A 26,824-nucleotide genomic window follows, 5' to 3' on the forward strand; every position below is an offset into this window, starting at 1 on the left:
AACTTTTCTGGTTTTTGAAACTCCAGTTTCCGATGTTACCGTATAACAACATCTTCGGAAAAATCTTGTGGAAGTGAGGAATCGGGAGTAATGCTAGCATAATCACTTATTTTAAAGTAATCGGGTGTTATATTAGTTAAATCTTGATTTTTTAAGGTGTAAAACAGGATATCATCTTCTTCCAAGCCTACTATATATTCTGGAAAAGCATCTCTTGCAAAGTTCGAACTAATAAACTCTCTTCTTATTGGCAAATTAATTCCTTTTATAAAATTATCAGAACTCTGAATAGATAATTCATAAGTTTTGTCTAAACCTGGTATAGTTAATTGATGGTCTTTTATACTCAAATCTATGAAGTGATTATTTGCAGGTTCTGTTTCTAAATCATTTGTTGTTTCTATAGCCAAAAATGGAAATAACTCCCATGATTCCCACCTTTCTACAGCATCACCAGAGTAATCTATTTGTATTTTGTTGTTCAGTTCATTTATCTTACCTAAGTACCAATCAACTGCAATTTGTTTACCATCTTTCGACCCTAGCTTTAGTACAATTTCTTGTAACCCCTCTAACAAAATTAACTCTGTCGTATATAATTTAAAGCTTCCGTCTTCTGCATAAACCCTGAATAAAATAGGATTGGTAAAGTCTACTTTTACATTTATTACTGGAGAGATACTTGCCTTTTCAGAAATATTAATTGTTGGCTTCCAATAATAGAAATCTAAGGATGCCGGCGCATAAATTTTAATTATATCCCCATCAATTTCGGTCGTTACTCCTTCAATTTCAAAAGTTGTTATTTCTTTAGCTTCAGATTTTATAACCTCTGGTTTTTCATCTTCTTTAGAACAACTAGATAATGTTAGCAAAAAAAGGAGAACTAAAATATTAGATTTCATAGAATAGGGGTTGATTGTTTAGTAAAACGTAATCTAAAAATCGATATTGTTGTAATTCGACAATGGCAGTTCAGAAATTCAATAAAAATGTTTCATCTATGAATTTGGATTATAGGTAGGCTAAATATTGGCTTTGGTATATACTTCTTTATCTTGAGCTAGGTTAGTGTATTTTTGCAAAATAATTTAAAACACATAACCATGAAAAAAGTAGTAGCCTCATTTATTCTTATCGCAGCTTTAGCTAGTTGTAACAGTGTAAAAAACATGGATACCTCTAAGGTATCTGACGCAGCATCAATGTTAGCATCATTGAGCCCTAATTCTACAGTACAACAAGTAGCAAGTCTTTTTAAACTTCTTGATGCCAATAATGACAACTCTGTTAGTTCAACTGAAGCTGTAGGCGCTGTAGCTGAAAATTTTGATACTTTAGATACAAACAACAACGCTGGTTTAGACCTTAGTGAACTACAAGGTATTCTTGCTTTATTAAAGTAAATAGTTCATATTTCTATAGCAAAGCGTATTCTTTTGAATACGCTTTTTTTGTTCTACAACTAACTGTTAATAATTGACAATTCTGTATATAGCATAGGTTTTACTGTAATATTGTAGCTTATTATACTATTTTAGTGAACTTAAGTCCGGCGGATATTATTGTAACAATTTAAAATGCTATGAAAAAACAAGATAATTTAAATAGGCAATCAGAATATCTTGAAAATCTTACAACAAAAGATGTAGAGCAGTTAGAAAAAGATAAAATTATTGAAAGACAATTACGCTTTCAAGAATTATTAATCAGTATTTCTACAAAGCATATTAATGCAGATTTATCGGATATTAATAAATTAATTAGAGAATCTTTACAGCAAATATGTCAGTTTGTTGAATCTGATAGGAGTTATATTTTCTCTTATGATTTTGTAAATAATACAACTTCTAACACCTATGAATGGTGTGCAGAAGGAATTGAGCCTGAAATTGATAATTTACAAAATGTACCCATAGATTTTATTCCACAATGGATAGAAGCACATAAAAAAGGGGAACCCTTTTTTGTTGAGGATGTTAGTGAACTACCCGAAGATGGTGAGCTAGGTTTACGTGCCGTTTTAGAACCACAAGGCATTAAAAGTCTAATAACCATACCTAAAATTAAAAATAAGGAGTTGATTGGATTTATTGGTTTTGATTCTGTACACAAAATCAATAAATACAACGATCATGAAAAGGAAATTCTTTTTGTTTTTGCCAATATGCTCGTAAACGTATTACAGAGAAAAGAGCAAGAAGAGCGTATAAAGGAACAGGAAGAGAAAAAAGAGGAATTATTACAATTCTTATCTCGCCAAAATGAAGAGTTGAATGAATATGCACATGTTGTTTCTCATGATTTAAAAGCACCACTTATCAACATAAGCACGCTGACTAGTTGGTTTATGGATGACAATAAGGATGTATTAGATGAAAATGCTATGGCTCCATTACATCAAGTGATGTTTAATGTAGAAAAAATGAATTTCTTAATTAAAGGGATTTTGGACTATTCTACCATTGATAAATTAGAAACCGAAGACAAGCATATTGATTTTAACCCAATGATCGAAGAGGTGTTACAAACACTTCACATTCCAGACCATATTAAAATAACCGTCCAAGATAACTTACCTAGTTTGTACGGTAATGCATGGCGATTTAAGCAAGTGTTCCAAAACTTGATTCAGAATGCAATCAACTATAATGATAAAGAGAATGGTGTTGTTGAAGTAGGATATTCTGAGCAGGAAGATTGCCACCAGTTTTTTGTAAAAGATAATGGTGTGGGTATTAAATCAGATTATTTTGAACGAATTTTTAAAGTTTTTACAAAACTAGAAAGTACAGGTTCTTCGTCTGGCATCGGACTTTCTATTGTCAAAAAAATCATCACTTTGTATAAAGGAACCATCCGGGTTGAAAGTCAAGAGGGGGTAGGCAGTACTTTCTATTTTACATTACTAAAAAACAGATAATATTGAATTGCAAAATATTTATTAACCTTCCTGTTTTAAGAAAACCATTACTGTAGTAACCCGGCGGATTTAATAATTTTTAGTTGTCTTTTGTGACAAATTTGAAAATCTGCATACTAATGAAACAAAACTATATATATGGCAATCAACAAAAACAAGGAAGAGAAATTATTAGTAGTTCTTACTAAGTTTTATAAATGTGAAATCAAGATTTTTAAACGCATACTTGGAATATAGTAAGATTAGACATTAATCACATAGACTACAGATTTACAATTGAAAAGCCCCTATTAAACTATGTATTTAATAGGGGCTTTTAAAAATTTAAGAAAATTGACTCTTAAATTTCTACTGCTCTTTATTTAAGCGTTCAAACTTATAGGTAATACCTATGTTTAGTCCAAAAGAAGAATAAGGTACTTTTTGAGAAAGCTCTTTAGATGTATCCGTATTTGAATTAGATAAATTATCTACATAGGTAGTTGTTCTGTTTATGCCTTCAGGTAAATTATCTAAAGTATATAAACCACTTACAGCAACCGTTCCATCAGGTAGTTTAACATCTGTATTGAAAGCCGAAATTTCAGAATCTTTTCGCTTTAAACTTATTCCATAATACTCAGCTTCTGCGAATATGCTAAAATGTGAATCTAAGTCATACTTGTACCCTAAAGCTCCTACGAAGCCTAAAGGAAAATGTCCGTGAAAATCCTCTTTATAATTTGTTTCGGAGTATGAACCTACCGGTACACCAAAAGCTTCAGCTTCTGCTTCAGAAAAAACTGATTTCTGATAAATAACACCTTCCGTTTTACCTCCTAATTTTAGCAGGGCTCCAAAGCGTCCATATATATTATTGGTAAACTTATATACCACAGAAGCAGAAGCTCCAAAGGCACGTGCTCTAGCAACTGCATTTACCTCTGTACTTGGTAAGTCAATAATAGATACATCTTGATTCGTACCTTGTAGATAACCTACACTTAAATCAACCCCAAATGAATCATCAAAGAAATACGTTCCTCTTAATTGAACATTTGTGCCTTCACCATAACTACCATAAGAATTTTCGGTTTCAGAGATATTTATACGTTCTCCTAGTTTCATAGTTGCGCTCCCTAAGGCATAACCAGAACTCGCAGAAACTTGCCATTGACCATATGATAGGGAACTTATCAATACAGCTGTACATAATGTTATTAAATGCTTCATAATAAATGATTTTTAGATTTAATGATGATTGAATTCTGGATTTCATAAATTCCATATTCACATACATTCGCTATGAAATCCTAGCTTTTCTAATTCAGTAAAATTGCTTACTCAAAGTTACCTTTTTACAGAAATTTCTTGCAGGTCTCCTTTAGAATTAACAGCATTTTAAACTTTTAACATTAATATTATATTGGCTGGCATTAAAGGAGACTTTTGGTTAATTTACAGTAACCACAACGACATTTTATTAAGAATTATGAAAGCCCTTTTTAGAGTTATTTTCTATTAATACTCATTTATCGTGATCGTAAAGGTTTAAAATTGATAAATACTATGGTGTAGATGAATAATAGCGATAAATACCAGGTATTAGATACCAAATCTAAGTAATCTATTCTTCCTTTAGAAAAGCTCAAAATCATTAAAACTTGTGCTCCATAAGGTAATAATCCTTGAAAAATACAAGCGAAAATATCCAAGATTGAAGCGGTCTTTTTGTTATCCAGCTCATACTCATCATTAATTGTTTTGGCAATAGGGCCAGCGATAATTATAGATACGGTATTATTGGCTATCGCCATGTTAATGGTGCTCACCAATGTGGCAATACCTAACTGTGCCGTTTTTTTGTTTTTTATAAGCTTTTTTATGTTTACCAATATAAACTCTATCCCTCCATTTCGTTCTACCAAAGCTGCCAAGCCACCGGTAAGTAACGACAATAAGAAAATCTCTGTCATGTTGGTAAATCCGTTATAGGCGATTTTAGTTGATTCCAAGAGGGTGAAATCGCCATATACAATTCCTAAGAGTCCTGCAAAAAGAGAGCCTAAAAGCAAAGTGACAAAAACATTTACTCCTACAATAGAAAGGATAATCACTAATAGATAAGGCATAATTTTAATGACCGAATAGCTATAAACTACTGCCTCTGTTTCTCCTGACCGTAATCCTAAACCTTGAAAAACCAAAATAGCGATAGTAAATAGGGCTGCGGGTACGGCAATTTTGATATTCTGTTTAAACTTATCGCTCATTTTACAACCTAATGATTGTGTTGCCGCAATTGTAGTGTCTGAAATAACAGATAAATTATCCCCAAACATACTACCACCTAATAGCGCCCCACATAAAATAGCTAAATCAGCACCGCTCTTATCTGCAAATCCTACTACAATAGGAGCTAAAGCTACAATTGCACCTACAGAAGTCCCTGTAGAAACCGATAAAAATCCTGCAATGATAAAGATGCCAACATAAATATATTGAATAGCTATATAATCTAAACCTAAATTTACTATCGCGTCTACACTACCGGTTTCATTGGTAATTGCCGCAAAGGCACCTGCAAGCAAATAGATTAAACACATGGTTAGTATTTTGTCATCGCCACAGCCTTTTAAAAGCGTTTTAATTTTAGAAATAATAGATTGTCTAAACAGTAAAAATGCAGCAATTATGCCCACTATTACCGCAATGGGAGCTGGTAAAGCATAAAAGTCATTTTGGTATATACCAACACCTAAAAATGTAAATACGAATACAAATAAGGGTATTAAGGCTGTAAATTTAGGAGTTCTGTCTTTTGCGTTTGCCATTTCTTTCTTTATTCTAAAAAGGAAATAGCTGCAAATAAGTAGACGCATGAGTTAACATTTGTTCCAATTAATTGGCTTATCTATTTAGCACCTTGCTTGTTATTGCAGGTTGCTATCTCCTTTTTGAGATTCTTGATAATTATTTAAGGCGGCAAATGTAGTGTATAATTCTTTCTTGTAAATCTTAAAATAAGTTAATTTACTTAGGTGGATTCAATGTCTAAACAAAAGCTATCCTATCCATTAAAATCGATAAAATCCCAAGGAATAAACATCCATATTAAGTATAAGGAATATTGATTTGGATACAACGGTAGGGTAGAGGGCTACCAACTTTTAATCGTTACTTATCGTCAGATATTCTCAATTAAAAGTATCATTACTATAAAATTGTAGTGTCCTATAACAATTTTATTGATGCATTAAGCTTCTATCCTAGCTTAGATTATGATTTAATTTATTGAAGTAATTTACTTGTAACTGTAAAGGTCATATAAATTATGCACTAACTTTTCTTCCATATATTCTATTATAGACCAAATCTATAGAATTATGGAGTTCACTCTTTGTAAAGGGCTTACTTATAAAATCTACACAGCCAAGTTCTCTGGCTATCACTTCAAATTCCTGTTTGGTAGAACTTGATATAAATGGCATACGGTTACCGAACATTTCAAGAAATGAAAATCCGTTCATACCTGGCATTTCTATATCGGCCATGACTACCTGTGGTTTCGCTAATTGTATATGTACCCAAGCATCATAAGAATCTTCAAAAGTAAGTACATTACGGACTAATGGATGTGATTTAGCAAGCTTTTCTGCTAATGACAGCCATAAAGCGGAGTCATCAACAATAATTAATTCAAGTTTCATAACTATTAAGTTTGAGTTTTCAGATTTGAGGTTTGAGAGACGAAAATTACCGCTATGCCTCATTTTGGAAAATAAATTCGGATGAAAGGTTAATAACTTGCTTGAAAAGTTAAAAGATCCTATTTACCCCTTTAAAACCTGAAAAAATTAAAAATAGGATGTCAGACAAACCTGCCGATTTTATCGATTATAGCATACCAAAAAGTGTATCGTCCATTACTATTTTAACTATCCTATCCAGATTTACCAATATTTATTTAACCATTTAGTCAAATGTTAAGCTCGAATAGCCATTGAATAAAAAAGATTCTTTGTACCCAACATTAGATACAAAGAATCTTCACAATATAGGTAGTATAACTTACAAAGACTACCTCAACAAACTAACCACTAATCAAAATACGATTGTAATTCCTTTTTTAAATTACCCCATTGCTTTTTATCACCACTAATTACCTGTCCGACTTCCTTTAATTTAGAAGTTCCAAAACCAATAGCTTCTTTTATTCCAATATGAGGAGGTAAGGACAATGCTCCGCTACTAACTACGGCATCTATAATAAAAGGCTTTTTACTATTCTTTGCCTGTAGTACAGCAGCATCAATATCTTTGGCATGTTCTACCCGTACACCATCTCCACCACATAATTTAGCATACTCGGCAAAATTGACATTGGTTTCATGCAATGCATCTAGACTAGCCGCTAAACCAACTTGTTCCATTTCTAGTTTTACAAAACTCAATTCAGAATTATTAAAGATGAGCACTTTTACAGGCAACTCATATTTAACGGCTGTTATAAAGTCTTGCATCGCCATATTAAAAGCTCCGTCTCCACTCAAACACCAAATTTCTTTTTTAGGATTAGCCATTTGTGCTCCAATTGCAGAAGGTAGGCCCACTGCCATAGAACCGTGATTAAAAGAGCCTATTAAGCGTCTTTGACTATGAAACGATATATGATGTGCTGCCCATATTGCAGATGTTCCTGTTTCAACCGTAAAAATGGCATCATTAGAAGCATGCTCATTTACTAAATCTGCAAATATCTGCGGGTGTAGAGGTTCATTTTCACGAGTAGGGGAAGCCTGTTCCTTCATATTCTCTTTCCAATCCTCAAAATTCTTTTTTAGTTTATCTATAAAAGTAGTATCCTCTTTTTGTTCAACTTTAGGGTTAAGGATTTCTAGGAAAGAAGAGATATCACTCCACACGCCTAAAGACACAGCGGTTCTATTGCCTATATTCTCTTGGCGAATATCTACTTGAATCGTTTTTGTTTCATGCGGAAGAAAATCGATATACGGAAAATCTGTTCCCAACATCAATAGCAAATCGCACTTCATAACCGCATTATATCCAGATGGATTTCCTATCAATCCCGTTAACCCAACTACATTATCCGTATCGTGGTCAAAAATATCACTTGCACGAAGACTATGGGTTATAGGTGCATTCAGTTTTTTAGATAATTCAATTACCGCAGTTCTGCTTTCCCTACATCCATCACCAGCTAATATACCTACCGTTTTAGCATTGTTCAATAGATTGGCAGCTTCAATAACTACAGATTCCTCTGGAACTAAGCGGGAAACGTATTTCTTGATAGGATGAACAAATTGCTCATTCTCGGCTTTCATTTCCGCTACATTTGCCGGTAGCTCAATTCTGCACACCGCATTATTTGCCATTGCAATTTTAATGGCACGTTGTATAACCATTGGGGCTTGTTCCGGAGTTTCAATAATTGCCTGATAATCGCAAACATCGTCAAATACCTTTTTTAAATCCACCTCTTGAAAGAAACTTGTTCCTTGTTGTTTCTGATTGATTTGTCCCGTAATGGCAATCACCGGAGTACGTTCTTTCTTAGCATTATAAAGTCCGTTTATTAAATGCAGTGCCCCAGGACCAACCGTACCTGCACAAACAGCTAAATTTTCTGTGGTTTGGCTATGTCCAAAGGCAGCAAAAGAGGCATTTCCTTCGTGTTTCATTCCTATCCAATCTACTCCATCACGTTCCTCTATAGCTTTTACAAAAAAGTTAAGGGCATCACCCGTAACTCCATATACTTTTTCTACGCCAACACCTTGCAAAATATCCAGTAGTTGTTCTGATACATTTTTACTCATAATAGTATTCTTTATATTTTTAAATTGGATGACTTATGCATCCGTATTCTATCTATATTCAGGATTCTCAAAATTCCAACGTGTACCGTCATCCCATTCTTTTCTAGAATTCCCGTAAGAAGGATACCCACCATTATCTTTCAACATTTTTGCTAGATGCATTAAGTTATAGCTCATAAAAGTGGTATTCCTGTTTGTAAATTCTGAATCAAAACCTACTGGCGGGTTAATACTTTCCCCGTTCCATTGCGTATCACCATAGCTAGGTCCTGGTCCAACTTTACCAATCCAACCGGCATCCGCTTGCGGCGGAATGCTATATCCTAAATGTTGTAGCGCATATAATATTCCCATAGAACAATGTTTTACACCATCTTCATTACCGGTTACAATACAACCACCAGCCCTGCCATAGTATACATATTGCCCTTTGTCATTTTGGTACCCACTCATAGCGTACAATCGTTCTATAAGTTTTGTTGCTATAGAAGACCGCTCTCCCAACCATATAGGCGTTCCTATAACAAGAATATCTGCGGCTTTTATCTTATCATATATTTCGGGCCACTCATCTTTGTCATAACCCTTTTTAGTCATATCTGGTTGTACACCAACCGGAATATCATAATCCGCAAGGCGTAAAACCTCAACATCAACACCCTCAGATTCCATAATTTTAATGGATACATCCATTAGGTTACGTGTGTGACTTTTAGATGGTGATTTTTTTAAGGTGCAGTTTACAAATACTGCCTTTAGTGAACTGAAGTCTATATTTTTCATAATTCTTTATATTCTTATTTTCCTATTGTTTTCACTGTAACTACACCAAATACAAGATGCCCAATTAGCATGGCAACTAACCTCATCGGCATTGATCCGTTCATTGGTGGCATTTCTAACATCATACCCATTACCTGCATTCCTATTTGTGCTAGAATTAATGCTACTATACCAAAAGCGATACCTTTTAACCATATATTGGTAATAATTACATTGGGTGCAAAGAAATATCCATAACCTAGGGCAAAGATTATCCCAATTACAAAGTGCATGATCCAACCTACAACTATTGGAACGCCCATAGCGCCTGCTAATAATTTCCACGGCGCCATTTCGGGCATACCTAAATTTGGAGCCATTACCATAATAAGGGTCATGACTATTGCTCCTAAAATACCTGCTTATACGTATCTTGATAATTGCTTATCCATTTTTGTTTGGTTTAAAATTTTTAATCTATTGTCTAATAGAAGATGGTAGAAATATATTTTGATATTCAACTGAATATCAATATGCAAGGTATATAGAGTTGATTGGTAGTATTAGTTCATACGATTCTATTATTGCCGTATAAACACACAGAGGTTAATGCATTAAAAAACTAATTGATTTTTGTAAGTGGTAATTGATGTAACTGAACTTGTGCAGAAATTCAGCACCAAATGAAATAACGGCTGTGTCTAATTTATTTTGGAAATTATTAAATAGAAAATTAAAGTAACTGGTGTAATACGCTTTAACAGCTAGTAGCCAGTAGCTATTAGCATATGTTATTTAAAGAAGCGATATATAGTAATCCTTCTCCCCCTTGTAGTATAGGGGAGTAGTATAATAGATTATTAGACAGATATCACATAACTACAAACTCATGGCAGGTATTCTGATAAAAAATTAAAATTGAATGTTGTTTAAATTATAGCTGCTAAACGGCTTGCTTGATTTATGGCTCGTTTTGCATCCAGCTCAGAAGCTACATCTGCACCGCCAACAACATGTACTTTTAAACCAATGGCTTCTAAAGGGGATAATAGTTCTTTAAATGGCAACTGACCTGCGCAAATGATTATATTATCTACCGCTAAAACCTTTTGTTCTTCATTTTGAACATAATGTAAGCCTTCATCATCTATTTTGCTGTATTGCACACTATTGATAAATTGTACATTTTTCTTTTTAAGGGTAGAACGGTGAATCCAGCCGGTTGTCTTTCCTAAATTGGCTCCAAATTTCCCTTTACTACGTTTAAACATAAATAGTTCTCGTGGAGACGGCTCAACAACTGCTTGCATTCCTTCAATACCACTACGTGCGGTAATGGTTTTATCTATTCCCCATTCCTTTAACCAAGCGTCTATATGCAACGATGTACTCTCTCCTTCGTGAGCTAAAAATTCAGACACATCGAAACCAATTCCTCCTGCGCCAATTACGGCAACTCTTTTGCCTACTGGTTTTTTATGCTTTAATACATCTAAGTAGTTTAAAACTTTAGGATGTTCAATGCCTTCAATTTTTGGTGATCTTGGTTGAATACCTGTAGCTAATATAACCTCATCAAAATTGCCATTCTTTATATCATCGGCTTGTACACGTGTATTTAATTTCACGGTTACTTTATGTAGTGCTATTTGAGTGTTGAAGTAACGTATGGTTTCGTAAAACTCCTCTTTACCGGGAATTTGCTTCGCCATATTAAACTGTCCGCCTATTTTCTTATCGGCATCAAAAAGAACCACCTCATGTCCACGTTGAGCAGCTATAGTTGAAGCAGCTAATCCCGCTGGTCCTGCACCGATAACGGCAATCTTTTTCTTATGCTCCGTAGGTAGATAGTTAAGTTCCGTTTCATGACAAGCTCTTGGGTTTACCAAACAACTGGCTACTTTCTGTTGAAACACATGATCTAAACAAGCTTGATTACAGCCTATACAGGTATTTATTTGGTCCGACTTATTTTCCGATGCTTTATTTACCCATTCTGAATCGGCTAGAAATGGTCTAGCCATAGAAACTAAATCCGCATGACCTTCTGCCAATACCTGCTCTGCCGTTTCTGGCATATTAATTCTATTAGAGGTTACTAGCGGAATAGAGAGTTCTTCTTTCATCTTCTTAGTTACCCAAGTAAATGCCGCCCGTGGTACCGATGTTGCTATTGTGGGTATACGAGCTTCATGCCACCCAATTCCGGTATTTATAATGGTAGCGCCTGCCTTTTCAATTTCTTTACCCAAGGCAACTACTTCTTGCCATGAGCTTCCTTTTTCTACGAGGTCCAGCATAGACAACCGGTAGATGATGATAAACTCCTCACCAACTGCTTCTCTAGTTTGTTTTACTAATGCTATAGGTAAACGCATACGGTTCTCATAACTTCCGCCATAATTATCTGTACGCTTATTTGTTCTTTCTGTTATAAATTGGTTGATAAGGTATCCTTCAGACCCCATAATCTCCACACCATCATAACCTGCTAATTTTGCAAGCTTTGCAGAGTTTACAAAGTCCTTAATGGTTCTCTTGATACCTGATTGTTTTAACTTAAAAGGCTTAAATGGAGTAATAGGGGATTTTATGGCAGAAGGGGCAACCGCTAAAGGATGATACCCATAACGCCCAGAGTGTAAAATCTGCATACATATTTTGCCACCTTCTTTATGTACTGCATCTGTTATGACCTTATGATGTTTCGCATGTTTCTTTGTACTCATACGTGCAGAAAAAGGAGCTGTCCACCCTTGTACGTTTGGAGCAATGCCACCTGAGACAATTAACCCAACACCTCCTTTTGCGCGTTCTGCATAATAGGTGGCTATCCTTTCAAGACCATTTTTTTTCTCTTCTAGACCTGTATGCATAGATCCCATAATTATGCGGTTCTTAAGTGTGGTAAAACCTAAATCTAAGGGTTCAAAAATATGGGTGTACTTGGTCATTTATTATTAGATTAAATTACATTTATTATGCATGCATAATATTTGAAAAGGTACGTAAATTTTTTAAAATCGTAAGAAGTCTACACTTATGGCAGACTTAAATTATTGGGTTTAAACACTGCAGTTATCAAAACTGTAAAACGTTCTAAAATAAAAGCATTTCAGTCCCTGTACTATACAAGAAATATGAAGTTATTTATACTTCTCCTGACGGATTAAAACGAAGTATGAATTTTGTACCCTTGTTGTTTTCACTTTCACAAATCATTTCACCACCATTCATTTCTACAAAATCTTTGGTGATCAATAAGCCAAAACCGGTACCTTTTTCTCCATTGGTTCCTTCTCTTATTTGAGGCATAAGATCATCATCTAACTTACTGTACCAATCTGTATTCATTCCCATCCCAAAATCTTGCACGCTTATTTCAATCTTACCAAATTCTCGCTGAGAAGATAGTATTACCTGCTGTCCCTTCGAACTAAATTTGATAGCGTTTGAAGTCAAGTTCTGTAATATAACCTTGAGCATATTTTCATCGATACATAGTTCTGGATGGAAAATGTCAAAAATTAAACTCACCTCTTTTTCCTTTGCTACCCGTTCAAATTCATTTCTTATGGAATTGAAAGCTTCCTCAATATCACATAACTTCTTATTCAACTTAATACCTTCTAGTTGTTTATAAGACCACTCAAGCAAAGCATTGACCATAGAAACCCTATCGTGGATTTCATTTTTCAACTTTTTCGTTATCCGTTTAAGATCATCATCTGTCAAGTGGGCTTCTATCATTTCCACCAGAACCGTAATGTTATTTAACGGACCTCTTACATCATGGGTAAGTAATGAGAAAAGTTTGTTTTTAAGTTTATTGACCGTTTCTAGCTCCCCATTTTGCGTTTCTAACGATTTCTTTGCCAATTGTAGGTTTTTGGTCTGCTTATCTACTTCCTTGGTAAGCATTTTATTGATTTCGACCTGTGTTTTTATATTCTCTTCTTCGATAGATTTAAACTTAAATCCTACTAAAATGGAGAATAGAATTAATTGTAACGTCACTAAAATTGAAGTTATCAAAACTATAGGGTTAACATTTATATCGAAATACCTCTGCATAAACCATGTACCTATATACAGAATAGCAGCAAGTAAAAGTGGGGCGTAAGAAAACAAATAATACCTATTAAATTTTTCGACATTATATAAACGAAAGCCAGAAAAGATATTTAAAAATATAGATACCATAGCAGTTATTGCGGCAAGCATCACCAAAATGTTATTGAACCAACCTTCTCCAATAATCAATGCATTTAATACATGTACAATGGGAAGGCAGACCACAATCATCTTGAAAATTATATACGTTTTCGATAAATTCGGATGATTACTTTTTCGAATATTCAGATAGTTCTTTGTGAACATTAACAGTCCGAAAGTAGTTATCATAGCTGTAGTAAGAGATGCCTTTTCCGCTATTACTAAAACCTCATCACCAAAAGAACCCTTTAAAATTAAATACAACCCCCAGTGTAAAGTAAGCCCTAGTATTAGTATAAAATAATAGAAAAGTATCTTGTGCCTAAGCACCAAAAAAGAGGCTAAGTGATAAATTCCAAAAACACCAAAAATTGCTGTAAATACAGAAGTTAATACATAATTAAAATCAATAAAATCCATATTTAAATTCGCAAATGGTTAGGTATAACTGATTAAGAATTTGTAGAATAGATCTTAATCCTATTTTCTAATTTAAAATATTTTATTGACAATACGCTATAACACCCGTGGGTATTAGTGAATCAACCATTGGTACATCGTAGTCCAAATTAGAATCAACCAATTGATATTGAAATATTTACTGTTTTCACTTCAATAATTTTTATATTAAATTTATTACAGATAAAAATGACGTAAGTTACAGTCTAAACCAACCCTATGCCACTATTTTTGGATTTACACAACCTACCTGAAGGAATAACATCGGCTCATGTTGCAGAAATGCATCAAGCAGATTTAGACCTGGAGCATAAGTATAAATGCCGCGGACTTACCTATTGGTGCGATGAAAAACGGAAAACTGCTTTTTGTTTAATTGAAGCTCCTAGCAAAGAAGCGTTAATTGCCTTACATGAAGATGCACATGGTGCTATTCCTACTCAAATTATAGAGGTTAATGATACTATTGTAGAATCTTTTCTTGGTCGCATAGAAGATCCTAAAAAATCTAAGAACGTTAGTCTTAATATTATCAACGAACCCGCTTTTAGAACGCTAATGGTGGTTAAAATCACAAACAAAACTCTTAGAACAACTAAGGTTTCTACACTAAACGCAGCCATAAGAGGCTATACACAATCTATTAAGTCAGCAGTATCAAATTATAAAGGGAAGGTGGTAAAACATGAAAACAATACCTTTTTAATCTCATTTAATACCGTTACCAATGCCGTTCATTGCGGAATAAAAATAGAAGATGCATACCATGGTGTTATAACGCCAGACTTAGAATTTAAAATTGGTATTCATGCAGGGACTCCTGTAACCGAGAAAGACAGCATTTTTGAGGATACCATAAAATCAGCAGATTACTTAAGTGATATTGCTAAAGGTGGTTTTTCTATAACGGAGGTCATTAAAGATCTTTACGAAGGGGAAAACCAGAACAAACCCTTAGCACGAAATACAATTACTATTTTAGATACGGCAGATGAAAATTTTATAGTCTCATTAATGGACTATACCGAAAAAATATGGTCTCAGAATACCATCAACGTTGTCGATTTTGAGAAAAACTTAAGTTATAGTAAATCGCAATTGTATCGTACTATGATGACTTTAGTGGGAAAATCTCCTAATATATTTTTAAGGGAATATCGTTTAAGCAAAGCATTAGAGCTATTAGAAAAGCAACAGAATAATATTTCCGAGATTGCATATCTCACTGGGTTTAGCAGTCCGGCTTACTTTTCAAAATGCTTTCAGAAAAAGTACAAAATTCTTCCCTCTAACTTTACCACTGAAAAATAAAATACTGTTTATCATATAGTTGACATTAAAATACTACTGGTCTAAAAGTGTGTTTTTTTGGTCTAATCGTAGAATTGCCAAACGTAATTCCATTCTACTTTTGTCTTGAACAATTTAAATATCTACAAGATGAAAACAAATTTAACAGTAGCGTACATCATGGCAATTGGCTTAGTATTTACCAGTTGCGAAAAAAAAGTTGAAAATCCCATTGTGGCTATCGACTTAATTGCTGAGGAGTTCCCAGACGAGAAACAAGAGGTCATGGAAACCTTTGGTGCCATTGCACAAAGTATTAAAGATGGCGACATGGACAAACTGATTTCCTTTCATGCCTACAGTACTAAGTTTACCGAATTTAAAAACGGAGAGCCTCGTAATGGAAGTGCAGCAAATGAAAATCATGAACGTACCGTTTTTGGTTCCGTAACCGAAGTAGTAAAGTTCGATGCTAAAGATTTACAGATTGCGGTGTATGGAGACGTTGCCAACTTAACCTTTCATTCAGACTTTCACCTTAAATTTGGCGATGACCTCGTAATTATTAATGACCAGATTACCTTGTTATTTGTAAATATCGATGATGGATGGAAAATGGTGCACGAACATCATTCTCCTTTAAACTTAGGTTAATACAAGACCTTTAGGGTACGCCCAGCAGATATTTTACAGTATATTTAATACATAAGAAAACATTTGGTTTTCAAACTTCCCCTAAAAGTATACTAGGTTAACCTGGTATCAATACACACATTTTAGATTAAATATTGCATTGTTCCCCATATACAGTTCTAACAGTCCTGTGCTTTTTGGAGAAGAATCGCATTGCCTATTCTTAACTATAAACTTTTAAAATATATTATCATGAAATCAAAATTAACATTTACAGCGCTATTAATTTTTACAGGAATAGTACTTACCGGGTTCACCAAAACAATTGAAGTTGAATCTGACACAGACCTTATAAACAATGAGTTTCCTGAGGCAAAACAAGAAGTTTTAGAAACCTTTGGTGCCATAGCACAAAGTATTAAAGATGGTGATATGGATAAACTTATCTCCTTTCATGCCTACAGTCCTAAGTTTACCGAATTCAAAAATGGAGAACCTCACAATGGTGGTGCTGCCAATGAAGCTCATGAGCGTAATGTATTCGGTTCCGTAACCGAAGTAGTCAAATTCGATGCTAACGATTTAAAAATTGCCGTTTACGGGGAAGTTGCCAACTTAACCTTCCATTCAGATTTTCAACTCAAGTTTGGTGAAGACCTTGTTGTGGTTAATGATCAAATTACATTATTGTTCGTGAATACAACTGACGGTTGGAAAATGGTCCACGAACACCATTCTCCTTTAAAATAAAACTAACGATCTCATTTTAAACATTTTAATCAATACATTGAAACATGAAAAAATCAATTATAGACCTCTCCGCCCAAACCATAAATGCCTTTGCCACTAAATTAAAAGGCAGTCTAGTATTACCGTCAGATGAAAATTATGATGATACTCGGCAAGTATACAATGCCATGATTGATAAACGCCCAGGCGTATTCGCCATGTGTAAAACCGTAGAAGATGTTATCGCATCCGTAAATTTTGGAAGAGATAATAATATACTGGTAGCCATACGTGGTGGCGGACATAATGGTGCGGGTTTGGGCTTGTGTAATGACGGATTGGTTATTGATTTGTCCGGATTAAAATTCGTTGAGGTAGACTCTTCTACCAATAGGGTAAAAGTAGGTGGCGGAAATATATGGAACGAGGTAGATGCTGCAATTCACGAGCATGGTTTAGCTATTCCTTCTGGTATGATTTCTACTACCGGAGTAGGGGGATTAACACTTGGCGGAGGTGTTGGTTACCTCACCCGTAAATACGGACTTACCATTGATAATTTGTTAGAAGCGGATATGGTATTGGCAGATGGTTCTTTTGTAACCGTAAATGCTACTGAGAATATCGATTTATTTTGGGCTATACGTGGTGGTGGTGGAAATTTTGGGGTGGTTACTACTTTTACATTTCAAGCACATGAATTAAAAACGGTTATTGGTGGACCTACCTTATGGCCTATTGAACAGGTAGAAGAAGTTATGGAATGGTACAATACCTTTATCCATGAAGCTTCAGAAGACCTTAACGGATTTATAGCTACTATGGTGATACCTGAATCTCCGTTTCCAGAACATTTGCACAACAAGAAGTTCTGCGGTATTGTTTGGTGCTACGTTGGTGACCCAGATAATTTCGATGCTTTATTCAAACCTGTCTTAGATTTAAATCCTGTTTTTGCACACGTAGGCGAAATGCCATTTCCTGCATTACAGAGTATGTTCGACGGACTTTTACCGCCAGGACTGCAATGGTATTGGAGAGCAGATTTCTTCAACGGTTTAGGTCCTGAGGTACGCGCCCAACATTTAAAATATGGTTCCAAGATTCCAACGCCTTTATCACAAATGCATTTGTACCCTTTAACTGGTGCAGCTAGTAGCGTAGGAGCAGAAGATACTCCTTGGGCATATAGAGATGCTAAATATGCAGGTGTTTATATTGGAGTAGATCCAGACCCAAAGAATGCCGATAAAATTACCAAATGGAGTAAGGAATATCAAGAAGCTTTACACCCATATTCCGCGGGTGGTGCATATTCTAATTTTATGATGGAAGAAGGTCAAGATCGTATAAAGGCTAGTTATAGGCACAACTACAATAGGTTGGTTAGAATTAAAAACACCTACGACCCCAATAATTTTTTTAGCGTAAATCAGAATATTGTTCCAAAGTCTTAGCATATAAACACACTTAAAATACAACAATGACCCTGTGCGATTACACACAGGGTTATTTGTTTAAAATATGCTTATTCTGTCTATACAAATTAGTTATTTTCGTTATAAACCTTACGCATGAAAATTAATTACTTTTTATTATCTGGGCTATGTACGCTATTTATAATTTCCTGTAATTCTAAAAAGGAAATAAATTATGATTTGGTGCTGCAATCGGTAACCGTAATTGACACCTATTCTGGGAACTTGAGCGAGAATCAGAGTATTGCCGTAATAGGGGATTCCATTGCTGCTATTTTAGATGATGAAGGTGCAAAAATTTGGAAGGCCAAGAAAAAGGTAAATGCCAGCGGAAAGTTCGTGATTCCTGGTCTTTGGGATATGCATGTGCATTTTGGAGGTGGCGACAGCCTTATTACAGAAAACAAGAATTTATTACCACTATATATCGCCAACGGAGTAACTACTGTTCGTGATTGCTCGGCAGATATTAGTCCCGCTGTTTTTGAATGGAAAGCTGAGGTTAATAAAGGTTCACTTTTAGGGCCGAATATTTTTTCATCAGGACCAAAAATAGAAGGTATCAATTCCATCTGGCCAGGTGATCAAGAGATTGGTGATGAAGCAGGATTAGAACTTGCCTTAGACTCTCTTGAAACGGTTCAAGCAGATTTTGTAAAGATTACTGATAATACACTTTCTCCCGAGCTTTTTGAGCTAGCCGTAAAAAAAGCACACGAACGTGGGTATAAAGTGTCTGGGCATATTCCTTTTAGTTTAAAAGCTACTGATCTTGCCGCACAGGGAATGAGTACCGTAGAACATATGTCATATATGCTGAAAGCAGGTTCCCCTCAAGAGTCGGCTATCATAGAAAAGTACAAATTAAAGGAGCTCGATTACGCATCGGCAAACAAAGCACTTTACGATTCCTTTAATGACCAATATGCATTGTCTATTTACAAAGAATTAAAAGGTAGTAGTACTGCCGTTGTACCTACATTGATTGGAACCCGAATTACTTCTTTTCTAGATGAGGACAATCACTTAGCAGATGAGCAATTGCAGTATTTAGGAAAAGGATTGATAAAAACGTACGATTGGCGGGTTCAAAGAGCGAATAAAGCCAACGAAGAAGAAATAGAGGCACGTAAAGAGCGATACAATAAACTAGTGTCATTGATTCCGATCATAAAATCTTCGGGAATGGATATTATTGCCGGTACCGATGCAGGATTCTTAAACTCTTACATTTACCCAGGCTCTGCTTTGCACGAAGAGCTAAAGATATTTGTGAATGCGGGATTAACTCCGCTAGAGGCACTTCAAACCTCTGTGATCAACGGACCTAAATTCTTCGGACTTCTAGACCAATATGGCTCTGTAGAGAATGGTAAGAAGGCGGATTTGCTTCTTTTAAATTCAAATCCGCTAGAGGATATAGCAGCAACTAGCGATATTTTTATGCTCATCAGACAAGGACAATCCTTCTCCAAACAAGATTTAGATGATTTATTATCCAATTTAAAAGAGCTAAATAACGGCGAACAGTAAATTTCCTTTACATTGAACTTAATCTCATAAAGAGCATTACCATTAAAAGAGCCACCACCATACCAGAAGTACTAGAGCAACTAGATAGCATTATTGACGATGCTATTGCGAATAACGACCGTATTGGTTATTTCGCTTATTTATATAGACGGGTAACTGCCCAAATTCTTAAAGAAGTACAACTAAAAAACTTTGAGGATAATGAGCGTATGGAAAAATTCGATGTGGCTTTCGCTAACTATTACTTAGATGCCTATAACGGTTATATAAATAATATCCCTATTAGTAAATCTTGGGCATTTGCATTTCAAAATAGAAATGAACCGATGACCATTCTACAGCATATAATGTTGGGTATAAATACGCATATCAATCTCGATTTAGGATTAGCTGTAAGTGCTGAAATGCATGGCAAGGATATATTAGAAATTGAAAATGATTTTACTAAAGTAAATAGTATTCTCGCTAGCATTGTAAACGAAATGCAAGACCGACTTAGCCGCGTATCTAGTATGCTGTTCTTATTAGACCTTGCAGGTAAAAATACAGATGAAAAAATTATCAATTTTAGCATGCAAAAAGCAAGAGAACTGTCATGGCATAACGGTAATTTACTTTGGGGTTTAGGTAGTGAACACCAAAATGGCGCAATAGACCAAATGGATTTAGTAGTGCTAAGTTTAGGTCAATTCATAAAAGCGCCTAAATCTAAAATTATTGATTACATGCTTAGTTTTATAGCACGATTCGAAGAAAAAAATGTAGGTGTGGTAATTTCTAAGTTGAGACGAGAATAAACATGTGTATGGATTGGCAATTTTAAAAATACCCTTCAAAAGATGTGTTGCCATAGTTTCAACATAAGGCAGTATTAACTAAATTAAATGTCCAAAACGGAAATCAAGCCTCAGTAAAATCAACATTTAAAGACCCGTTCACCAATCTATTCTCATTATCTATACCACTAAAAACACCTTCTTGATTTCTACTATTGTTCTTTAAATAGTAACTTTTGAAATAAATATTGACCCGCTCAAGCGCTATAATTCCAGAAAAATTAAACCTGAAATTAATTACAGATCCTTTATTCAGTAATTCTATACGGTCCTTTTCTATGTATACATTTTCCGTTAGAGTAACTATTTCATAATTGGATGGTAGAATTTTAAATTTCAGTTTCTCTTTAAATCCATCCGCAAAATCAAAAGTTACATTATACGTTCCCGGTATTTTACCATATAGCGATGCATACGGACTATTACCTGACAATTCTAAAGCGTGCCTAGGCACTACGCTCGGGTTTACAATACGCTTGTTCCTTATTTCCATAGCAATATATGGTGGTATATTAGGGTCTTTAGATTTTTGCTCCATTTCTTGTTTAGTCTCACATTTCTCTAAAATAGCCCTGCCGGCAACGGTATTCGTAAACAAATCAAAGGTGCAATAGGTGCCTATCAAGTAATTTATATTTGATGGTGCTCTATGCCCCAAGTAATAAATCTCACTGGCGCCATCAATATATCTATCTCCGGAGAGGGTATTGGTTTTAATGGTAAGGGTATCTCCTTGGCGTTTTATATTTCCATGACTATAATATTCTCTCATGGTACCGTCTTCTAGGGGATACATAAATATATGCTGAATCTTTTTCCAGTTTTTTGAAATGATACTTTGCCCTTTTAAAATGGTATTATCCTCGCCAAAGTAGTAGTTAATGTAGTAATACGTAATATCCTCATCATTACTTTTAAGTAAGGTTAGTTGCTTTTCATGTTCATCTTCAGATGGTTTATGTTTCTCTAAAAATGTTCCGTAATCTTTATATCCTAAAAAAAGTAAGATGATGGTTTTATAATAATGATTCAATTTTATTAATGGTTTACCCTTTTCAAAATCTCTAAACTTATCATATAGATACTTGCCATTAATAAACTCGGACCCTAATGCCTCAAAATCACTTTTTAAACTTGGTTTATTTTCATCAAAAGCCCCATAGCCATAGAGTTGAAATGTTTTTGGTAATTGTTTAAGACCATGTTTTTTAATAAACTCATCATGTATCTTATCAATAAGAATTTTAAAATATTCCGATGTTAAAACCAATGAACCTGAAGCAATTATCATAAATTCCTATTTTAACAATAAAATTATTAAAAATATTTTTAGTATTCAGAATTAATCATAATTAATACATGTGTTTCTACATTTAGCAAACAAATTAATATAACTGAACATGAAAAACTTACTCGTACTTATTTGTTTTCTGGTTTCTACCATTGGCTTTTCACAAACCTTGGTAACTGGTAAAATAACAGATCAAAACAGTGAACCATTACCTGGAGCTAGTATTAGCGAAAAAGGAACAACTACTGGTGTAATTTCAGATTTCAATGGAAATTTTGAGATTACGGTCTCATCTAATGAAGCTGTGTTATCCATTTCATATATAGGATATGAAACTCAAGAAGTAACCGTTTCAGGACAATCTCAATTGGATATCGAATTAGCAGAAACCGCTGTATCGCTTACAGGTGTTACCGTACAAGGTTTCGCGGGTATCATGGGAAAATCTAGAAAACGAACCGAATCTATACAAACCACTGCAGAGTCGGTAACGGCTTTAAATGCAGAAGGTATTGAAAGTGCCGGTATTACAGATATAAGTTCATTCTCTACGCTAGTACCTAACTTAAAGTTTAATTCTTCACAATCTATAGGTTTAAACTTTATTACGGTTCGTGGTATTCCACAGGTAAGGGGAGGTGATGCTCCTTTGGCTTTTGTTATTGACGGGGTTACCATTCCGGATCCTAGTTTACTTAGTCAAGACTTATATGATTTAGCCTTGGTAGAAGTGGTAAAAGGTCCACAAGGTGCACTTTACGGTAAAAATGCTATTGGCGGTGCCGTAAATATTTACACTAAAGACCCTACCAATAAAATGAGCAATCAAATAAAACTTGGTGTTGGTAACGGTGGCTTTAAACAAGCACAGTTTATTTCTTCCGGTGCAATCGCCAAAGACAAATTGTTCTATCGCTTTTCTACTCAATACAAAGATTTTGATGGATTGTTAACCAATGAATTTTTAGATGAGAAAGTTGATTTTAGAGAAGATATTAATGTAAGAGGTCAATTAAAAGCGAAATTATCATCTAACTTTTCTATTACAGGTTCTTACCAATATTTTAATATAGATGGTGGTGCTACCTATTACTCTGTTAACCCAACGGGAACTGATGGGGAGTTTACTGGCGGTATTCTAGATCCAAATCCTGCAGATGGTAATAATGTAATTTTCTCCGATGTATTAGGGACTTCTAAAATGACCAACAATTACGGAACCTTAAAAATGGATTACAACCTTACAGGTGTTAAGTTACAGAGTATTACTTCTATCAATAAAGTAGATCGTTCTACAAACGGAGATTTAGATTTCTTGGAGCTGGATGGATTAACGCAGGGTGAAGAAATCACCACTAAAACTTTTAATCAAGAGATTAGAATAAACAATGCTAAAACAGACACCAAGTTCGATTGGAGTTTAGGAGGATTCTATCAAAGAATAGAAAAGGATTTCTATCAAAATGGAACTACAGGTGTTGATTTTGGCGGACCTGATGCTTACGATACAGCAGACTATATCAACGAAACCGAGACAATTGCCTTATTCGGATTTGGAGATTATAAACTGACAGACAAATTGACCTTATCTGCCGGTTTCCGTTTAGATATGGACAAGTTTACACAAGATGATGTATTGTTCGTTACCAATTCAGAAAGAGACAATAGCGAAATTCAGCCTAAAGTCTCATTGTCATACCAAGTGAATAAAAATGTATTGGTATACACCAACTACGGTCGTGGCTACAGAAATGGTGGTTTTAATGCACAACCAACTGATTTGTTTAACAGAGATTTTGAAGATGAAACATCAGACAATTATGAATTAGGATTTAAAACAACATCTTGGAATGATCGCTTTATTTTAAACGGTTCTGTTTTCTATTCTAAGCTAAACAACCAACAACAATATATTTTGGACTTAACCACCTTTATTGCGGGTGTATACAATTATGACAAAAGTGAAGTTTTTGGCTTTGAGCTAGAATCTAGAGCTAGGTTATCTAATTTCTTAGATGTATTTGCCAACGTAGGTATTACAGATGCTAAAATTATAGAAGGTGGATCTACTGGAGGCGATGATGGTACGTTTACCAACAACTCTGCCTATGATGGTCAAAAAACACCATTTGTACCTGTAAGTACTTTCGCAGTTGGTTTAGAATCTAGTGTAAACATTACGGACGATTTAAAATTTAATGGATTCTTAAACTTAGATACTACAGGTAAAACGTACTGGCATGAAAGTAATAGAGATGCTTTTACTACCGATGCATATTCTCTTTTAGATGCTCGTTTAGGACTTTCATACAAAAACTGGAAGCTAGAGTTATGGGGTAAAAACCTTACGGATAAAGCATACTACCAAGAATTTTCTCCTGGAGAATTTGTAGGTAGCCCAGATGATGTTGCTTGGAGAGGGCAACCGTTAACTGTTGGAACAGCCATTTCTGTAAAGTTCTAAAAAAATCCAAACCATTAACTAATAGAGATTATCATGGGCATCGTTTTATGATGCCCTTATCATTCTATGTTTAAAAAATTATTATGGAGACTAAAAGAGCTCGATTTTCAAGAATACTAATGGAAGATATGTTTCAAGTAAAAGCCGGGGAAACCGTAGCCATTACTTCTGATCTAGGAACAGATAGAGAAACAATAGACGCCATGGCTCAAGCTGCAATGAACGCAGGTGCATTTCCATTGGTCATGTATATTCCACAGGCAAAAAAAGATGGTCAGGCGGGTATGGTAGATTGGCCTTCAGAAGCGTTAACGGCTGCATTGCTTAAAGCTGATGTTTGGATCGAGGCAAATTCTGTCGTTATTCTATATTCAGATATTTGGGAAACTGCCATGAGGGATAATAAAAAGCTTCGCTATTTGATTATTGCAGAAAGCACTATAGATTCCCTTGATAGGGTATTTACAGGCTATAAAATTGCCGATTTAAAAAAGCTATTGCTACCGTTGACCAACATGGCACAAAAATGTAAAACAGTTCGTATTACCAGTACAAACGGAACTGATGTTTCTTACGATATAGATACTAATTATACGTTTGATTATGATGACGGTGATTTCTCCATGCCAAAATTTGGTACGGCTCCAGGTTTTGTGAATATTGTGCCTAAACTAAATAGTATGAATGGTCGTATTGTGTTCGATTATTTACAGCATGCAGAGCTTTATAACAAAGTAGAATTTGTAATGAAAGACGGTGTAATCACTGAAGTAGTAGGGGAGGGCGCTGTCCAATTCAAGGAATACCTTTCTTCATGGGATGATGAAAATATGTATAAAATCTCACATAATATGCTAGGCTTAAACCCCAAAGTACATGCAATTACGGGCGAGTTGGTAGAAGACGAACGAATATGGGGCGGTGTAGATTTTGGCTTCGGACATACTAGTGCTATGGATATGCCACCTTTCGGACAAATGGCAAAATCGCATTTTGATGGTGTTGTTGCCAAAACCAGTATTTATTTTGATGACATACAAATTACCGATAATGGCGAAGTATGTCATGAAGAATTAAGACCTTTAGCAGAGAGCTTATTAAGCGCCACAAATGTCTAGCACCGAAGATCAATACGCAACAACCAAAGTACAGCCCAAAGACTTCGTTTCCGTTTGGGTTGTTGCACTGATAATTGCAAGTACCGGACTCTCGGTTTCAACCTTGTTCTTGGGCTCTGAAATTGCCTTAAGCTTAGGTTTTGAAAAAGCCCTGATCGCATTTGGTATTTCTACACTGGTATTGACACTTATGTGTATGGCTACCACTTTAATTGGTAATCGCTCTAGGTTATCCACTTACATGATTCTTCATTTTAGTTTTGGAGAATACGGTGCCAAAATTGTCAATTTTATCTTTGGTGTTACTTTGGTCGGTTGGTTTGCCGTTGCATTAGAACTATTGGCTATAGCCATATTCGATACCGCAGTAAGTACCTTTAGCTTTTCCGTATCAAAAGAGCTTATCATTATTGTAACCAGTCTATTCATAACCTTTACCACGGTATACGGTATCCGTAGCATTGAAAAAGTGGCTAATATATCGATACCTATTTTAACTGCTTTTCTAGGATATATCTTTTATTTATCTGTTGCGGAATTAGAAAGTTTCTCATCACTTTTTGACTTTGTACCTGAAGAAAACAGTATGACACTTTTTAAGGCTACCTCTATTTTGGTGGGTGCCGCTATATTGTTCCCCGTTTTAATGGCAGATTTCTCTAGATTCGTTAAAACAGACAAGCAAAGTTTGGCTTCGGTATTAGGTTTAACAATTGGTACGCCGTTGGCTTATTTTCTTAGTGCCGTACCCTCTATACAAACGGGCGAAGTAGATATTATTAAAATAATGGAGGAATTCAACATGGTAATCCCTGCCTTTTTACTGTTGTTTATTTCCACATGGAGCACCAATGCAACCAACTTGTATTCGGCTAGCTTAACCTTTTCAACCATTAATAAAAAATGGACCTTTAAAAACGTGGTTATCGTATCTAGCATATTTGGCACCCTTTTAGCATTGTTCGGTTTTGCTACCTATCTTTTCGAATTTCTGGAATTTTTGGGCATTTTGGCACCCTCTATTTCTTCCATTTATTTTATTCATTTCTTTTGGATTAAAAGACAGCGCTATAACTTAGACGACATAGCCAAGTGGGAACCCTCTGCTCTAATTAGCTGGGTGTTAAGCTCATTGATTAGTGTGTTTACCTATTTAGAAGTTTTTCAGATTACAGGGGCTTATTTCCTTGATTCTTTTCTACTTGGTGCCGTAATCTATTTAGCATTTCAGTGGAAAGCGATTTTTAAACCTGCCCAGTAGTTAC

Annotated in this window: 21 protein-coding genes and 1 riboswitch; of the genes, 11 read left to right on the forward strand and 10 right to left on the reverse strand. The window is 35.0% G+C overall.

Going from position 1 to position 26,824, the window contains the following annotated elements:
- Window positions 1–35: 35 nt before the first annotated feature.
- The gene (locus P178_RS0115685; protein WP_027067105.1) at window positions 36–905 is read right to left on the reverse strand and encodes a hypothetical protein; all 870 of its coding nucleotides are present in this window, start codon (window positions 903–905) and stop codon (window positions 36–38) included.
- Between the two features lie 201 nt (window positions 906–1,106).
- Between P178_RS0115685 and P178_RS0115690 the strand changes: the two genes are divergently transcribed.
- Entirely contained in the window at window positions 1,107–1,406 is a 300-nt protein-coding gene (locus P178_RS0115690) for a hypothetical protein (protein WP_027067106.1), read from the forward strand.
- Window positions 1,407–1,585: 179 nt separating this feature from the next.
- A complete protein-coding gene (locus tag P178_RS0115695; RefSeq protein WP_027067107.1) occupies window positions 1,586–2,923 on the forward strand; it encodes an ATP-binding protein in 1,338 nt (445 codons plus the stop codon).
- Window positions 2,924–3,271: 348 nt separating this feature from the next.
- On the opposite strand, the gene P178_RS0115700 is transcribed toward P178_RS0115695, so the two are convergent.
- From P178_RS0115700 to P178_RS0115735, 8 genes are all read right to left on the reverse strand, one after another.
- Entirely contained in the window at window positions 3,272–4,135 is an 864-nt protein-coding gene (locus P178_RS0115700) for an outer membrane beta-barrel protein (RefSeq protein WP_027067108.1), read from the reverse strand.
- A 299-nt stretch (window positions 4,136–4,434) separates the two neighbouring features.
- Window positions 4,435–5,736 carry a Na+/H+ antiporter NhaC family protein gene (locus P178_RS0115705; RefSeq protein WP_027067109.1) on the reverse strand — a complete coding sequence of 434 codons (1,302 nt, stop codon included), beginning with the start codon at window positions 5,734–5,736 and terminating at the stop codon, window positions 4,435–4,437.
- 47 nt (window positions 5,737–5,783) lie between these two features.
- Window positions 5,784–5,880: riboswitch (SAM-I-IV-variant riboswitch) on the reverse strand.
- Window positions 5,881–6,234: 354 nt separating this feature from the next.
- Window positions 6,235–6,612, reverse strand: coding sequence for a PleD family two-component system response regulator (locus tag P178_RS0115710; RefSeq protein ID WP_197026814.1), 378 nt, complete (start codon window positions 6,610–6,612; stop codon window positions 6,235–6,237).
- Window positions 6,613–7,002: 390 nt separating this feature from the next.
- Window positions 7,003–8,748: a thiamine pyrophosphate-dependent enzyme gene (locus P178_RS22230; protein ID WP_051638333.1), complete on the reverse strand. Its 1,746-nt coding sequence runs from the start codon at window positions 8,746–8,748 to the stop codon at window positions 7,003–7,005.
- 48 nt (window positions 8,749–8,796) lie between these two features.
- Window positions 8,797–9,531 carry a flavodoxin family protein gene (locus tag P178_RS0115720; protein WP_027067111.1) on the reverse strand — a complete coding sequence of 245 codons (735 nt, stop codon included), beginning with the start codon at window positions 9,529–9,531 and terminating at the stop codon, window positions 8,797–8,799.
- A gap of 14 nt (window positions 9,532–9,545) precedes the next feature.
- Window positions 9,546–9,926: a hypothetical protein gene (locus P178_RS0115725; protein WP_410477214.1), complete on the reverse strand. Its 381-nt coding sequence runs from the start codon at window positions 9,924–9,926 to the stop codon at window positions 9,546–9,548.
- Between the two features lie 513 nt (window positions 9,927–10,439).
- On the reverse strand, window positions 10,440–12,467 hold the full coding sequence (locus P178_RS0115730; RefSeq protein WP_027067113.1) for an NADPH-dependent 2,4-dienoyl-CoA reductase: 2,028 nt from the start codon (window positions 12,465–12,467) through the stop codon (window positions 10,440–10,442).
- 196 nt (window positions 12,468–12,663) lie between these two features.
- The gene (locus P178_RS0115735) at window positions 12,664–14,148 is read right to left on the reverse strand and encodes a sensor histidine kinase (protein WP_027067114.1); all 1,485 of its coding nucleotides are present in this window, start codon (window positions 14,146–14,148) and stop codon (window positions 12,664–12,666) included.
- Window positions 14,149–14,406: 258 nt separating this feature from the next.
- On the opposite strand from P178_RS0115735, the gene P178_RS0115740 reads away from it, so the two are divergent.
- The 6 genes from P178_RS0115740 (at window position 14,407) to P178_RS22235 (ending at window position 20,647) form a co-directional block, all read left to right on the forward strand.
- A complete protein-coding gene (locus tag P178_RS0115740; protein ID WP_027067115.1) occupies window positions 14,407–15,498 on the forward strand; it encodes a nickel-binding protein in 1,092 nt (363 codons plus the stop codon).
- A gap of 129 nt (window positions 15,499–15,627) precedes the next feature.
- Entirely contained in the window at window positions 15,628–16,131 is a 504-nt protein-coding gene (locus P178_RS0115745; protein WP_027067116.1) for a YybH family protein, read from the forward strand.
- A gap of 231 nt (window positions 16,132–16,362) precedes the next feature.
- Window positions 16,363–16,860, forward strand: a complete 498-nt coding sequence (locus P178_RS0115750; RefSeq protein WP_027067117.1) for a YybH family protein — start codon at window positions 16,363–16,365, stop codon at window positions 16,858–16,860.
- 44 nt (window positions 16,861–16,904) lie between these two features.
- Window positions 16,905–18,296, forward strand: a complete 1,392-nt coding sequence (locus P178_RS0115755; protein WP_027067118.1) for an FAD-binding oxidoreductase — start codon at window positions 16,905–16,907, stop codon at window positions 18,294–18,296.
- Between the two features lie 117 nt (window positions 18,297–18,413).
- Window positions 18,414–19,850: an amidohydrolase family protein gene (locus tag P178_RS0115760; protein ID WP_027067119.1), complete on the forward strand. Its 1,437-nt coding sequence runs from the start codon at window positions 18,414–18,416 to the stop codon at window positions 19,848–19,850.
- Between the two features lie 59 nt (window positions 19,851–19,909).
- On the forward strand, window positions 19,910–20,647 hold the full coding sequence (locus tag P178_RS22235) for a DUF5995 family protein (protein ID WP_262493294.1): 738 nt from the start codon (window positions 19,910–19,912) through the stop codon (window positions 20,645–20,647).
- Between the two features lie 103 nt (window positions 20,648–20,750).
- Here the strand turns inward: P178_RS22235 and P178_RS0115770 are convergent, their stop codons facing one another.
- Window positions 20,751–21,977 (reverse strand): hypothetical protein, encoded by a 1,227-nt coding sequence (locus tag P178_RS0115770; RefSeq protein WP_027067120.1) that lies wholly within the window; start codon window positions 21,975–21,977, stop codon window positions 20,751–20,753.
- Window positions 21,978–22,086: 109 nt separating this feature from the next.
- Between P178_RS0115770 and P178_RS0115775 the strand changes: the two genes are divergently transcribed.
- The 3 genes from P178_RS0115775 to P178_RS0115785 all read left to right on the forward strand — a co-directional run bounded on the left by P178_RS0115775 (window position 22,087) and on the right by P178_RS0115785 (window position 26,820).
- Complete coding sequence (locus tag P178_RS0115775; RefSeq protein ID WP_027067121.1) at window positions 22,087–24,441, forward strand: TonB-dependent receptor; 2,355 nt, start codon at window positions 22,087–22,089, stop codon at window positions 24,439–24,441.
- A gap of 83 nt (window positions 24,442–24,524) precedes the next feature.
- Window positions 24,525–25,559, forward strand: a complete 1,035-nt coding sequence (locus P178_RS0115780; protein WP_155941660.1) for a hypothetical protein — start codon at window positions 24,525–24,527, stop codon at window positions 25,557–25,559.
- Window positions 25,552–26,820, forward strand: a complete 1,269-nt coding sequence (locus P178_RS0115785; protein WP_027067123.1) for a purine-cytosine permease family protein — start codon at window positions 25,552–25,554, stop codon at window positions 26,818–26,820. The genes P178_RS0115780 and P178_RS0115785 overlap by 8 nt, the downstream gene beginning before the upstream one ends.
- Window positions 26,821–26,824 lie beyond the last annotated feature (4 nt).

Source organism: Maribacter sp. Hel_I_7 (assembly GCF_000688315.1).
Taxonomy (GTDB): domain Bacteria; phylum Bacteroidota; class Bacteroidia; order Flavobacteriales; family Flavobacteriaceae; genus Maribacter; species Maribacter stanieri.

What these genes read in the sequence shown, in the direction of transcription:
- P178_RS0115785 (WP_027067123.1), top strand. Translation starts at nt 25,552, where the DNA reads ATGTCTAGCACCGAAGATCAATACGCAACAACCAAAGTACAGCCCAAA.
- P178_RS0115740 (WP_027067115.1), top strand. Translation starts at nt 14,407, where the DNA reads ATGCCACTATTTTTGGATTTACACAACCTACCTGAAGGAATAACATCG.
- P178_RS22230 (WP_051638333.1), bottom strand. Translation starts at nt 8,748, where the DNA reads ATGAGTAAAAATGTATCAGAACAACTACTGGATATTTTGCAAGGTGTT.
- P178_RS0115700 (WP_027067108.1), bottom strand. Translation starts at nt 4,135, where the DNA reads ATGAAGCATTTAATAACATTATGTACAGCTGTATTGATAAGTTCCCTA.
- P178_RS0115755 (WP_027067118.1), top strand. Translation starts at nt 16,905, where the DNA reads ATGAAAAAATCAATTATAGACCTCTCCGCCCAAACCATAAATGCCTTT.
- P178_RS0115735 (WP_027067114.1), bottom strand. Translation starts at nt 14,148, where the DNA reads ATGGATTTTATTGATTTTAATTATGTATTAACTTCTGTATTTACAGCA.
- P178_RS0115685 (WP_027067105.1), bottom strand. Translation starts at nt 905, where the DNA reads ATGAAATCTAATATTTTAGTTCTCCTTTTTTTGCTAACATTATCTAGT.
- P178_RS0115710 (WP_197026814.1), bottom strand. Translation starts at nt 6,612, where the DNA reads ATGAAACTTGAATTAATTATTGTTGATGACTCCGCTTTATGGCTGTCA.
- P178_RS0115750 (WP_027067117.1), top strand. Translation starts at nt 16,363, where the DNA reads ATGAAATCAAAATTAACATTTACAGCGCTATTAATTTTTACAGGAATA.
- P178_RS0115760 (WP_027067119.1), top strand. Translation starts at nt 18,414, where the DNA reads ATGAAAATTAATTACTTTTTATTATCTGGGCTATGTACGCTATTTATA.
- P178_RS0115690 (WP_027067106.1), top strand. Translation starts at nt 1,107, where the DNA reads ATGAAAAAAGTAGTAGCCTCATTTATTCTTATCGCAGCTTTAGCTAGT.
- P178_RS0115780 (WP_155941660.1), top strand. Translation starts at nt 24,525, where the DNA reads ATGGAGACTAAAAGAGCTCGATTTTCAAGAATACTAATGGAAGATATG.
- P178_RS0115705 (WP_027067109.1), bottom strand. Translation starts at nt 5,736, where the DNA reads ATGGCAAACGCAAAAGACAGAACTCCTAAATTTACAGCCTTAATACCC.
- P178_RS0115695 (WP_027067107.1), top strand. Translation starts at nt 1,586, where the DNA reads ATGAAAAAACAAGATAATTTAAATAGGCAATCAGAATATCTTGAAAAT.
- P178_RS0115745 (WP_027067116.1), top strand. Translation starts at nt 15,628, where the DNA reads ATGAAAACAAATTTAACAGTAGCGTACATCATGGCAATTGGCTTAGTA.
- P178_RS0115720 (WP_027067111.1), bottom strand. Translation starts at nt 9,531, where the DNA reads ATGAAAAATATAGACTTCAGTTCACTAAAGGCAGTATTTGTAAACTGC.
- P178_RS0115770 (WP_027067120.1), bottom strand. Translation starts at nt 21,977, where the DNA reads ATGATAATTGCTTCAGGTTCATTGGTTTTAACATCGGAATATTTTAAA.
- P178_RS0115730 (WP_027067113.1), bottom strand. Translation starts at nt 12,467, where the DNA reads ATGACCAAGTACACCCATATTTTTGAACCCTTAGATTTAGGTTTTACC.
- P178_RS0115775 (WP_027067121.1), top strand. Translation starts at nt 22,087, where the DNA reads ATGAAAAACTTACTCGTACTTATTTGTTTTCTGGTTTCTACCATTGGC.